Annotated in this window: 11 protein-coding genes; 9 read left to right on the top strand and 2 right to left on the bottom strand. The window is 70.9% G+C overall.

What is annotated here, in order from left to right; translation table 11 throughout:
• Positions 1-237 precede the first annotated feature (237 nt).
• The 6 genes from FU260_RS15665 (at position 238) to prmC (ending at position 7,965) form a co-directional block, all read left to right on the top strand.
• Complete coding sequence (locus FU260_RS15665; protein WP_147917908.1) at positions 238-1,542, top strand: homoserine dehydrogenase; 1,305 nt, start codon at positions 238-240, stop codon at positions 1,540-1,542.
• Positions 1,542-2,603: a threonine synthase gene (gene thrC, locus FU260_RS15660; RefSeq protein WP_147917907.1), complete on the top strand. Its 1,062-nt coding sequence runs from the start codon at positions 1,542-1,544 to the stop codon at positions 2,601-2,603. Before FU260_RS15665 ends, thrC begins: the two co-directional genes overlap by 1 nt.
• Before the next feature lie 2 nt (positions 2,604-2,605).
• Positions 2,606-3,514: a homoserine kinase gene (thrB, locus tag FU260_RS15655; protein WP_147917906.1), complete on the top strand. Its 909-nt coding sequence runs from the start codon at positions 2,606-2,608 to the stop codon at positions 3,512-3,514.
• A gap of 232 nt (positions 3,515-3,746) precedes the next feature.
• Positions 3,747-5,852 (top strand): transcription termination factor Rho, encoded by a 2,106-nt coding sequence (rho, locus tag FU260_RS15650; protein ID WP_235912452.1) that lies wholly within the window; start codon positions 3,747-3,749, stop codon positions 5,850-5,852.
• A 144-nt stretch (positions 5,853-5,996) separates the two neighbouring features.
• Positions 5,997-7,079 (top strand): peptide chain release factor 1, encoded by a 1,083-nt coding sequence (prfA, locus tag FU260_RS15645; RefSeq protein WP_147917904.1) that lies wholly within the window; start codon positions 5,997-5,999, stop codon positions 7,077-7,079.
• Positions 7,072-7,965 carry a peptide chain release factor N(5)-glutamine methyltransferase gene (prmC, locus tag FU260_RS15640; RefSeq protein WP_147917903.1) on the top strand — a complete coding sequence of 298 codons (894 nt, stop codon included), beginning with the start codon at positions 7,072-7,074 and terminating at the stop codon, positions 7,963-7,965. The genes prfA and prmC overlap by 8 nt, the downstream gene beginning before the upstream one ends.
• A 6-nt stretch (positions 7,966-7,971) precedes the next feature.
• Here the strand turns inward: prmC and FU260_RS15635 are convergent, their stop codons facing one another.
• Positions 7,972-8,604, bottom strand: coding sequence for a phosphatase PAP2 family protein (locus tag FU260_RS15635; RefSeq protein WP_147917902.1), 633 nt, complete (start codon positions 8,602-8,604; stop codon positions 7,972-7,974).
• 3 nt (positions 8,605-8,607) lie between these two features.
• Positions 8,608-8,985, bottom strand: a complete 378-nt coding sequence (locus FU260_RS15630; RefSeq protein ID WP_210418099.1) for a VanZ family protein — start codon at positions 8,983-8,985, stop codon at positions 8,608-8,610.
• Between the two features lie 53 nt (positions 8,986-9,038).
• On the opposite strand from FU260_RS15630, the gene FU260_RS15625 reads away from it, so the two are divergent.
• From FU260_RS15625 to FU260_RS15615, 3 genes are read left to right on the top strand one after another with little or no spacing between them, the layout of a single operon-like run.
• Positions 9,039-9,992 (top strand): L-threonylcarbamoyladenylate synthase, encoded by a 954-nt coding sequence (locus tag FU260_RS15625; protein ID WP_413038356.1) that lies wholly within the window; start codon positions 9,039-9,041, stop codon positions 9,990-9,992.
• Positions 9,989-11,107, top strand: coding sequence for an MraY family glycosyltransferase (locus FU260_RS15620; RefSeq protein WP_147917901.1), 1,119 nt, complete (start codon positions 9,989-9,991; stop codon positions 11,105-11,107). The genes FU260_RS15625 and FU260_RS15620 overlap by 4 nt, the downstream gene beginning before the upstream one ends.
• 14 nt (positions 11,108-11,121) lie before the next feature.
• On the top strand, positions 11,122-11,772 hold the full coding sequence (locus FU260_RS15615; RefSeq protein WP_147917900.1) for a Cg1360 family ATP-synthase-associated protein: 651 nt from the start codon (positions 11,122-11,124) through the stop codon (positions 11,770-11,772).
• The last annotated feature ends 72 nt before the right edge of the window (positions 11,773-11,844 follow it).

Here is an 11,844-nt window from a genome sequence, read left to right as displayed (position 1 = left end):
ATCGATGCACTCGTTACCTGGCGCGGTGAGTAGTGCTCGCGGAGCACGACTGGACGGGCCAGGTAACGAACGGCCCGCTGGTGGGTGGCCGAGTGGCCCGCTGGTGGGTGGCCGAGCAGCCAGGTGGACCGGACCGTCCACTCTGCGGCACGGCCCGGAACGCCCGGCCCTGCTGCGTCTATTGTGGTGCGGGCGTGGGCGGGAGAGCCGCACCCGCCGCAACCAGGGAAGGACAGCATGAACGAAGGTGCCCAGAAGGTTCGCGTGGCCGTGCTCGGCTGCGGGGTGGTCGGCACGGAGGTGGTCCGCACGTTGGTGGAGCACGCCGATGAGCTGCACGCCCGCACGGGGACGCGCCTGGACCTGGTGGGCATCGGCGTACGTTCGGTGGCCACCCCGCGGGACAGCGTGGTACCGACCGATCTGCTCACCGAGGACCTGACCGGCCTGGTCCGCCGTGCCGACCTGGTGATCGAGCTGCTCGGCGGTATCGAGCCGGCCCGGGCGCTGATCCTGGAGGCTATCGGTTCCGGCGCCAGCGTGGTGACGGCGAACAAGGCGCTGCTGGCCCAGCACGGCCCCCAGCTCTACGCAGCCGCGGACGACGCCCGGGTGGACCTGTTCTTCGAGGCGGCGGTGGCCGGAGCGGTGCCAGTGGTGCGCGGCCTGCGCGAATCGCTCGCCGGTGACCGCATCACCCGGATCCTCGGCATCATGAACGGCACCACCAACTACATCCTGGACGAGATGACCGCCTCCGGCCTGGACTTCGAGACGGCGCTGGCCCAGGCCCAGCAGCTCGGCTACGCCGAGGCCGACCCGACCTCCGACGTCGAGGGACTCGACGCTGCCGCCAAGGCCGCCATCCTCGCTTCCCTGGCCTTCCACTCCCGCACCTCCCTGGCCGACGTGCCGGCGCAGGGCATCAGGGACATCACCCCGGCCGATATCGACTCTGCCGCCCAGACCGGGCACGTGATCAAGCTGCTCGCGATCGCCGAGGTGGGCCGGTACGACGGCACCCCGGGCATCGCCGTCCGGGTGCACCCGGCCCTGGTGCCCACCGATCACCCGCTGGCCAGTGTGCGCGGACCGTACAACGCCGTGTTCGTGGAGGCCGAGGCCGCGGGCACGCTGATGTTCTACGGCGCCGGTGCCGGGGGAGTGGCTACCTCGAGTGCCGTGCTGGGGGACGTGGTTGCCGCTGCACGGAACGTGGTGAACGGCGGCAAGGCGCCCTCGGAGTCCGCGCATGCGGCGCTCACCTCGATGCCGCCGGAGGCGGTGCGCACCCGGTACCAGATTCGTATCGAGGTCGTCGACCGGCCCGGTGTGCTCGCCGAGGTCGCCGCCCTGGTGGCTGGGCGTGGCATCTCCATCGAGACCGTGCGTCAGGGTGCGTTCGACGTGGACGACGTCGCCGAACTGGTGATCGTCACCCACGAGGGGAGCGAGTCCGCGCTTGCCGCGACCGTCGTCGACCTCGATACCCTCGACGTGATCAAGCGGATCACCTCGATCCTGCGTGTGGAAGGAAACTGATGGCTCAGCCGTGGCGCGGTGTGATCGCCGAGTACGTCGACCGTCTGCCGATCACCGAGGGGGATCCGGTGGTGACCCTCGGTGAGGGGGGCACCCCGCTGGTGGCCGCGCCCGCACTCTCCGAGGCCACCGGTGCGCAGGTCTACCTCAAGGTCGAGGGTGCCAACCCGACCGGTTCTTTCAAGGACCGGGGGATGACGATGGCGATCAGCAAGGTGGTGGCCGAGGGCACCGAGGCAGTGGTCTGCGCCTCCACCGGGAACACCTCCGCCTCCGCGGCCGCCTACGCCGCGCACGCCGGCCTGACCTGCGCCGTGGTTCTGCCGCACGGGAAGATCGCCGCCGGGAAGCTCGCCCAGGCGATCGTGCACGGCGCCCAGCTGCTCGCCGTGGACGGCAACTTCGACGACTGCCTGCGGATCGTGCGCGAGCTGGCCGACGCCTACCCGGTCGCCCTGGTGAACTCGGTGAACCCGTTCCGGTTGCAGGGGCAGAAGACCGCCGCCTTCGAGGTGGTGGACGCCCTCGGTGACGCGCCCGACCTGCACGTGCTGCCGGTCGGCAACGCCGGGAACATCTCCGCCTACTGGATGGGCTACGCCGAGTACGCCGCGGACGGGAAGTCCAGCCGCACACCGCAGATGTGGGGGGTGCAGGCCGACGGGGCCGCGCCGTTCGTCAAGGGCGAGCCGATCGAGCACCCGGAGACCGTCGCCACGGCGATCCGGATCGGCAACCCGGCCTCGTGGTCGCTGGCCGTCGCGGCGCGGGATGACTCCGGGGGGCGGATCGACGCGGTCAGCGATGCCGAGATCCTCGATGCCCAGGCCCTGATCGCCCGCAGCGTGGGAGTGTTCGTCGAACCTGCCTCGGCGGCAAGCGTGGCCGGACTGCTGGCCCGCGCCGACGCCGGGGACGTGCCCGCCGGGGCCACAGTGGTGTGCACGGTAACCGGCAACGGTCTCAAGGACACCGCCACCGCGCTCGGCGATAGCCCCGTGCAGCCCGAAGTGATCGGGCGAGACACGGCGGACGCGGCCCGCGCGCTCGGCCTGGCCTGAGCATGCGACTCATGCGGGACGAGGTGACCGTGCGGGTTCCGGCCACCAGTGCGAACCTAGGCCCTGGCTTTGACGCGTTCGGTCTGGCGCACGCCATCCATGACGTGGTCACCGTGCGTGCCACCGCCGGTGCGACGGACGTGCAGGTCACCGGTGAAGGGGTCGGCGAGGTACCCACCGGCGAGGACCACCTGGTGGTACGCGCGCTGCGCGCCGGGCTGGACTACGCCGGGGCCCCGCAGGCCGGGTTCAGCCTGCACTGTCACAACGCGATTCCGCATGGTCGCGGGCTGGGTTCGAGCGCGTCGGCGGTGGTGGCCGGGCTGCTGGTCGCGCGAGGGCTGATCAACGAGCCGGAGGCGCTGGACAACGACAGTCTGCTCAACCTGGCCACCGAGTTCGAGGGACATCCGGACAATGCCGCTCCGGCGCTGTTCGGTGGAGTCACCGTGGCGTGGATGGAGGGCCCGCAGGCGCGGGCGGCGCAGATTCCGCTGCACCCGGACGTGCAGCCGACCGTGCTGATCCCCACGGACCGCCTGCCCACCAGCCGTGCCCGTGCGGTGCTGCCGGCCACGGTGGCGCATGCCGATGCTGCATTCAACGCCGGCCGGGCGGGGCTGCTGGTGCTGGCGCTCAGCACCCGGCCGGACCTGCTGTTGCCGGCCACCGAGGACCGGCTGCACCAGGCACAGCGTGCGGACGCGATGATGGCGACCTCGGCACTCGTGGACCGGCTGCGTCAGGCGGGTGCGCCCGCGGTGATCTCCGGAGCCGGTCCCACCGTGCTCGTTCTCGCGCCGCTCACCGCGGCGCAGCAGGCCGTGGTGGGGCAGGCATGGCAGGTGCTCTCGCCGTCGATCGATTTCGACGGCGGACAGGTCACCGTCCCCGAGCCGTCCCGCGGATAGCCGCACCAGCAGGCGAGCGCGCATTCGGTCGCGGGTCGCCCTCGACGGCGCGGGTGTCGATGGTAGGCTCGCAGGTGCGCCATAGTTCGCAGGTGACTCGCTCACCGCGGCGGTGCCTCCCACGCTGGCATCCTTGCTGATGTTTGCGCGTGATCTATTCCACCCGGACATTCGATCCGGACATCTCCAGCCTGACAAATCTGAGTCGGGCTGTGTCGAGGGAAGGAACCTCGTGACCGAAAGCACGACCACTCCGGGCCGTAGCAAGGCGTTGTCCGCCTTGCGCCTGGCCGAGCTGCAGGCACTCGCCGGTGAGCTCGGGATCAAGGGCACCGCCAAGATGCGCAAGAGCGATCTGGTGACTGCCATCCGCGCCGCCCGAGACGGCGCGACCGACGGCGGGCAGCGTCCCGCCGGACGGCAGCAGAAGACCGACAACGCACCGGCGAAGGGCGCCGCCTCCGAGGCACCGGCAAAGGGCGCCGCCTCCGAGGCATCGGCGAAGGGCGCCGCCTCCGGTGCACCGGCGACTGGTGCGTCACCCGCCCAGGACGGTGCGGCGGCTAGCACGGCCGACGCTGCCAACAGCCAGCCGCCGGCTCGGCGTAACCGCCGGGCCGCTTCCGCTGGCGGTCAGCCCCAGCTCGACCTCTCCGCGCTGACCGCGGGTCGGGACGAGAAGACGGCACCTGCCGAAACGACCGGTGGTGACCGCACTGGCGGTGACCGCACGGGTGACCGCAACGACGACGGCCGCCAGAGCACGCGCGGTGGTGACGGCAAGGCCAACGACCAGCGCCCACGTGGTGCCAACCAGCGCCAAGGTGGCGGAGGCCAGCGCCAAGGCGGCGGTAACCAGCGTCAGACCGGTGAGGACCAGCGTCAGAACGGCGCCGGCCAGCGTCAGGGCGGCGGTAACCAGCGTCAGAACGGCGGCGACCCTCACCAGGGTGGCAACGACCGGAAGCAGGGCGGCGACCGCCGTCCCTCGCTGGACGACATCCAGCTACCGGAGGGCCGCCGGATCGACGGTGACCAGCCGGAGGACTCACCCCGCACCAGCCGGGATAACGACGACGACCGTTCCGGCGGTCGGCGCCGGCGCGGCCGCGACCGGTACCGCGACCGGGACCGCAAGCGCCGCGGGCGCGACGTCGAGGAAGAGATCGAGATCACCGAGGACGATGTCCTCCTCCCGGTGGCCGGCATCCTGGACATCCTGGACAACTACGCGTTCGTGCGCACCAGCGGCTACCTGCCCGGTGCGAACGACGTCTACGTCTCCCTCGGCCAGGTGAAGAAGTACGGCCTGCGCCGCGGCGACGCCGTCACCGGTGCGGTCCGCCAGCCTCGTGACGGTGAGGGTAACCAGCGGCAGAAGTTCAACGCTCTGGTGCGACTCGACTCGATCAACGGGGTCCCGCTGGCCGAGGCCACCGGCCGTCCCGAGTTCACCAAGCTCACCCCGCTGTACCCGCAGGAGCGGCTCCGGCTGGAGACCACCCCCGGGCAGGTCACCGCGCGGATCGTGGACCTCGTCGCACCGATCGGTAAGGGCCAGCGTGGCCTGATCGTGGCCCCGCCGAAGGCCGGTAAGACCATCGTCATGCAGCAGGTGGCGAATGCGATCACCACGAACAACCCCGATGTGCACCTGATGGTGGTGCTCGTGGACGAGCGTCCCGAGGAAGTCACCGATATGGAGCGCACGGTCAAGGGCGAGGTGATCGCCTCCACGTTCGACCGGCCGGCCACCGACCACACCCTGATCGCCGAGCTGGCGATCGAACGGGCGAAGCGCCTGGTCGAGCTGGGCCAGGACGTCGTGGTGCTGCTGGACTCGCTGACCCGGCTCTCCCGCGCCTACAACCTCGCGGCACCAGCCTCGGGCCGGATCCTCTCCGGTGGCGTGGACGCCTCCGCGCTCTACCCGCCGAAGAAGTTCTTCGGTGCCGCCCGCAACATCGAGCACGGCGGGTCGCTGACCATCCTCGCCTCGGCGCTGGTGGAGACCGGCTCGAAGATGGACGAGGTGATCTTCGAGGAGTTCAAGGGCACCGGGAACATGGAGCTGCGCCTGTCCCGCCAGCTCGCGGACAAGCGGATCTTCCCCGCCGTGGACGTGAACGCCTCCGGCACCCGCCGGGAGGAGATCCTGGTGGAGGCCGACGAGCTGAAGATTGTCTGGAAGCTGCGCCGGCTGCTGAGCTCGTTGGACCAGCAGCAGGCGATCGAGCTGCTGCAGTCCAAGCTCCGCGCCACCTCCTCGAACGCCGAGTTCCTGCTCACCGTGCAGAAGACCACGCCGAGCCGCCCGTCCGCGGGAGACCGCGACTAGCGCCGCTCTCCATCGCGAGCGGCCACTCCGGCAGTCTCTGATCACCAGCAACTGCGCAGGAGTGGCCACTCGCGAGAGGCGGGCGCGCCGATCCGGCCACCCGCGAGGCATCGAGGACCAGCACGGGAGGCGGACGGAGCAGGCATGACAGAGGAGTTCGCGGCGGTGCAGCCGCTGCTGGCGGAGTACGCGCAGGTGGAAGAGGCCCTGGCCGACCCCGGTGTGCATGCTGACCAGGCGAAGGCCCGCACGCTCGGCCGCCGGTACGCCGAGCTCGGCCGGATCGTCACCGCCTATCGCACCTGGCGCTCGGCTGCCGAGGATGCGGAGACGGCGGTGGAGCTCGCCGCCGACGACCCCGCGTTCGCGGCCGAGGTGGAGCCGCTGCAGCAGGCCGCCGATGCTGCTGCCGACCACCTGCGCGGTGTGCTCGTGCCTCGCGATCCGGACGACGGCCGGGACGTGATCCTGCAGGTCAAGGCCGGTGAGGGCGGCGAGGAGTCCGCCCTGTTCGCCGCCGACCTGGTGCGGATGTACCAGCGGTTCGCCGAACGGCAGGGCTGGTCGGTGCAGCTGCTCGATGAGACCGGCTCCGACCTGGGCGGGTACAAGGACATCTCGATCGCGGTGAAGTCCCGCGCGACCGACCCGGCCGAAGGAGTGTGGGCGCACCTGAAGTACGAAGGTGGGGTGCACCGGGTCCAGCGGGTCCCCGTCACCGAGTCCCAGGGCCGGATCCACACCTCCGCCGCCGGTGTGCTGGTCTTCCCCGAGGTGGACGAACCCGGCGAGGTGGAGATCGACCCGAACGACCTGCGGATTGACGTCTACCGGTCCTCCGGGCCCGGCGGGCAGAGCGTGAACACCACCGACTCCGCCGTGCGGATCACCCACGAGCCGACCGGGATCGTGGTCTCGATGCAGAACGAGAAGTCCCAACTGCAGAACCGGGAGCAGGCGCTGCGGGTGCTGCGCGCCCGGCTGCTCGCCGCTCAGCAGGAAGAGGCTGCCGCCGAGGCCGCCGAACTGCGCCGCTCCCAGGTTCGTACGGTGGACCGCAGCGAACGGATCCGCACCTACAACTTCCCGGAGAACCGGATCGCCGACCACCGCACCGGGTACAAGGCGTACAACCTCGACCATGTGCTCGATGGCGACCTCGGCCCGGTGATCACCTCGGCGATCGAGATGGACGAGGCCGAACGGCTGGCCGGGGCCGGTGACTGAGCAGGTACCTGCCGCGCGCCCGGCCGGGCTGCGCGAGCTGATCCAGGCCGCGACGGCGATACTCACCGAGGCGGGCGTCGGCTCACCGGACGTTGATGCTCGGGCGCTGGCCGCGCACGTGCTCGGCGTCGACCGGCTCGACCTGGTCCGGCCGCCGGAGCTCACGGACGACTTCGCGGGCCGATACGCCGAGCTGGTGGAGCGCCGTCGGCTGCGGGAGCCGCTGCAGCAGATCACCGGGTGGGCGCCGTTCCGCTACCTGGAACTGGCGATCTGGCCGGGGGTGTTCGTGCCCCGACCGGAGACCGAGCTGGTGGCCGAGGCCGCGATCGAGGCCGCCCGCGCCGCCGGCCCCCACCCGGTGGTGGTGGATCTGTGCAGCGGGTCCGGTGCGATCGCGCTCGCACTCGCCCAGGAGGTGCCGGCCGCAGCGGTGGTGGCCGTGGAGCTGGGCGGCGAACCGGTCCGCGCGATCGGTGCGAATGCTGACCGGCTCAGCCTGCCGGTACGGGTGGTCCAGGCTGATGCCACGGCGGATTCCACGCTGAGCGAGCTGGATGCCCGGGTGGACGTCCTGGTGGCGAACCCGCCCTACATCCCCCCGGATGCGGTCCCTCAGGACCCGGAGGTGCGTGATCACGATCCGGACCTGGCCCTCTACGGGGGTGGGACCGACGGGCTGGAGGTGCCGCGCGGGGTGGTGGCCTCTGCCGCCCGGTTGCTGCGCACCGGGGGAGTGCTGGTGATGGAGCACGCCGAGGTGCAGGCCGCAGCGCTGCGGGAGATCGTCGCCGCAACCGGCGCGTTCACCGAGGTGCGCACCGAGGTGGACCTGACCGGCCGGGACCGGATGGTCGTCGCCACCCGCACCGGGGTGCTCCGGTAGCCTCCGCTACCGCCCGCGGGCTACCGGTAGGCGAGCCGCCAACGGGCGGAGGAGCACGACCACCAGGGCGACCACCACCGCGCCCAGAGCCAGCCCGGAGGCCACGTCGTGCAGGTAGTGCACGCCGGCGGCCAGCCGCGCTGCACCCGCCAGAACGGCAGCCGGGACGGCGAACCAGGCGGTGCGGGGTGCCGCGATGATGCAGGCGGTGGCCAACGCCGCGGCGACCGTCGAGTGGCCGGATGGCCAGGACCAGTCTCCGACGCTCGGGCAGGCCAGCACCGTCTCGACGTCCCAGACCCGGCAGGGCCGTTCCTCGGTGACGAGCAGCTTGAGCAGCGTGCTGAGCACCGAGGCGCCGATCACGCCGACGCCCCCGCTGACCAGGCGCCAGAACACGGCCCGCTCACGCCAGAAGGAGCTCACCGCGAGGACACCGGCCAGGACCCCCAGCAGCAGCGGTCCGTACTGGGCGAAGGCACCGGCCAGCGCTGAGCCCACCGGCGAAGCTGCCACTGACGGTGCGACCGAGCGGTACACCGTGGCGCGGAGCGGCCAGCTGATGCCGGCGATCAGCGCGAGGAGGCCGGCTACCGGAAGGGTCCGGAGGAGCGCCGAGGGCGGTTGTGGTGAGGCCATCGGCTAGCGACGCGGTGCGCCGGACAGCCGGTGCCGGGTGATCATCGACGCCACGTACCAGCCGAGGGCGATGCCGGCGAGATCGGCCACTGCGTCCAGCGGGTCCCCGCTCCGGCTGGGCAGCAGCAGGTGCTGGACCACCTCGCTGAGGACCGCGTGCGCCGCCAGGACGAGGGCCAGCCAGCGCGCGGGCACGGAGGCGAGGACGCCGGTAAGCATCACCAGGGCGAAGACCAGCACGTGGATCGCCTTGTCCGCCCCGGGCACGCCGACCTCCGCGGTGCTCGGCGGCTGGGGGAGATACAGCACGATGAGCTGGACCGCGATCGTCGCCACGAAGATCGCGCGGAGCAGAGCGGAGCTGCCGGCAGGAGTGGTCACCCGGGTACGATCCCACGCCGGAGCGGCCCGGCGGGCGTGAGAGGCTTAGCCACGTGCCAGATCTAGAACTCCTCGACTGTACCGATGCTGCAGTGCGCGCCGGTCACCTCACCGAGGCGGTGCATCAGCTCGCCGAGGGACGGCTGGCTGTGCTGCCCACGGATACCGTGTACGGCATCGCTGCGGACGCGTTCACCCCCCGTGCGGTGACCGCGCTGCTCACCGCGAAAGGCCGCGACCGGCAGATGCCGCCGCCGGTGCTGATCGGGGACCTGCGCACGCTGGACGGCCTGGCCACCGAGATCCCCGCCGCCGTGCGGGATCTGGTGGAGGAGTTCTGGCCCGGTCCACTGACCATCATCCTGCGCGCGCACGGCAGCCTGCGCTGGGACCTGGGGGAGACCCACGGCACTGTGGCGCTGCGCATGCCCGACCACGAGATCACCCTCGAGCTGCTCCGGCGCACCGGGCCGCTCGCCGTCTCCAGCGCCAACCGCAGCGGCGAGCCGGCCGCACTCACCTGCGCCGAGGCCGCTGAGCAGCTGGGCCGGGCGGTGCGGGTCTATCTCGACGGCGGAACTGCCCCTGGCGGGGTCGCGTCCACCATCGTGGACGCCACCGGGGAGCAGCTGCGGGTAGTCCGCGAGGGAGCGCTCACCGCCGAGGAGCTCGGGTCCGTGGTGCCGGACCTGTTGCCGATGCACGTACCCGAGGTGATCGAGGATGCGGCCGGCGAGGATGGTGCGGACGACGCGCAGGAGAACGGTGACCTGGGCGAGGAGCCGGGCGAGGAGAGCGATGCCCCGGTGAGTGACGCCGTCGGCGAGGAGAGCGAAGCCCCGGTGAGTGACGCCGTCGGCGAGGAGAGCGAGGAGCCGGGCGAGGAGAGCGATGCCCCGGTGAGTGACGCCGTCGGCGAGGACGGCGATGCCCCGGTGAGTGACGCCGTCGCCGAAGGGACTGACGAGCAGGAGAGTGACGAGACTCCGGACGGCCGCGTGCCGTGAGGATCTATCTGCTGGTGCTGGCGATCGCGGCAGCGGTCACCTACTTGGTGACCCCGGTGGCGCGGTTGCTGGCGCAGCGCATCGGTGCCGTCACCCCGGTCCGGGTCCGGGACGTGCACTCCGTGCCCACCCCGCGCCTGGGTGGGGTGGCCATGCTGGCCGGACTGGCTGGCGCCCTGTTGGTCGCATCCCAGATCGAGTTCCTGCAGCCGGTCTTCGACGACAACCTGCCCTGGGCGATCCTCGGCTGCGCCGCCGCCATCTGCCTGCTCGGCGTTGCCGATGACATCTGGGACCTGGACTGGTTCACCAAGCTGGTCGGCCAGGTGATCGTGGCCGGGGCGATGGCCTGGCAGGGCGTGCAGCTGATCAGCTTCCCGATCTTCGGGCTGACCATCGGCTCCTCGCGGCTTTCCCTGGTGGTCACCGTGATCGCTGTGGTGGTGGCCATCAATGCAGTGAACTGGGTGGACGGGCTGGACGGGCTGGCCGCCGGGATGATCGCGATCGGCGGCACCGCATTCTTCGTCTACACCTACGTGCTCACCCGGACCAGCAGCCCGGCCGACTACTCTGACCTCGCCACGATGGTGGTGGCCGCGCTGGTCGGGGTGTGCGTAGGCTTCCTACCGCACAACTTCCATCCGGCACGGGTGTTCATGGGCGATTCCGGGGCGATGCTGCTCGGGCTGACCCTGGCCGCCGCCTCGATCGTGGTCACCGGCCAGATCAACCCCGGCCTGGTCTCCACCACAGCCGCCCTGCCGGCCTTCGTGCCGATCCTGCTGCCGGTCGCCGTGCTGATCCTGCCGCTGATGGATGTCACGATCACCATCCTGCGGCGGCTGCTCGCCGGCAAGTCCCCGTTCCACGCCGACCGCACCCACCTGCACCACAAGCTGCTCGATCGCGGCCACTCGCACCGCCGCGCGGTAGCCATCCTGTACGTGTGGACCTTCGTGGCCTCGTGCAGCGCCGCCGCCCTGGTGCTGTTCCCGGTGTACCAGGTGCTGATCGGCGCCGCGATTGGCGTCGTGATCGCCGTGATCATTACCGTGGTACCGATCCCCACCCCCTCGTTCGGCAAGCGCCGGACCGCTCACCACCCCAGCTGAAGGACACCACCGCCGTGCCCGAGCCCGCCTTCCTGAACGACCGCTACCTCCGCACCGAGGCGGTCCTGACCATGATCCGCACGGTGCTGCGCCGGCTGTTGCTCGCCTCGGCGGTGATCGGTGTGGTCAGCGTGGGCGTCGGCCTGCTCGTCGGCGGCCTACCCGGCCTGTGGAGCGCGCTGCTGGCCACGGCGATCAGCGTGCTCTTCACCGGCACCACGATGGCCAGCCTGTACGCGATCGTCGGCCGCGGGCCGGAGCTGTTGCAGATCGTCCTGCTCGGCGGGTGGATCCTGAAGATGGGTCTGCTCGCGGTCCTCCTGCTCTGGTTGCGGAACGAGAACTTCTATCACCGCGGTGTGTTCCTGGCCACACTGTTCGTGGTGGTGATCGTCGGACTCATCGTCGAGATCGGCACCTTGGTCACCGCCCGTATCCCCTACGTTGCCCCCAGCAGCACAGAACCGTCACAGGACGACGACGGCGCCTCCACAGTGGCCGATCCCGGTCCGGGGGAGGGTGAAGGTACCCCCACCGCCTCATCGGGCGCTGAGTCGGAGTTGACGAGTCCACCTACGGCCGGTGAGGATGTCCGGGAAGCTACGGATTCAGCCGATCCTTCCAAGGTTCAGCGCCACCCGGACGGTCACGATCGTCCGGAGTGATCCGGTACGCTACACATATTCACTTCCAGCCCACCTGAGCTTGTCTCCTGCGACGCTGCCCATAGTGCAGTG

This window comes from Ruania zhangjianzhongii (assembly GCF_008000995.1).
GTDB classification, from domain to species: domain Bacteria; phylum Actinomycetota; class Actinomycetes; order Actinomycetales; family Beutenbergiaceae; genus Ruania; species Ruania zhangjianzhongii.
The sequence above is the reverse complement of the archived record's forward strand: the minus strand, read 5'-3'. Positions and strand labels throughout refer to the sequence as shown.

Coding starts and splice junctions, on each gene's coding strand:
- thrC (WP_147917907.1), top strand. CDS start 1,542: ATGGCTCAGCCGTGGCGCGGTGTGATCGCCGAGTACGTCGACCGTCTG.
- prfA (WP_147917904.1), top strand. CDS start 5,997: ATGACAGAGGAGTTCGCGGCGGTGCAGCCGCTGCTGGCGGAGTACGCG.
- FU260_RS15635 (WP_147917902.1), bottom strand. CDS start 8,604: ATGGCCTCACCACAACCGCCCTCGGCGCTCCTCCGGACCCTTCCGGTA.
- thrB (WP_147917906.1), top strand. CDS start 2,606: ATGCGACTCATGCGGGACGAGGTGACCGTGCGGGTTCCGGCCACCAGT.
- FU260_RS15665 (WP_147917908.1), top strand. CDS start 238: ATGAACGAAGGTGCCCAGAAGGTTCGCGTGGCCGTGCTCGGCTGCGGG.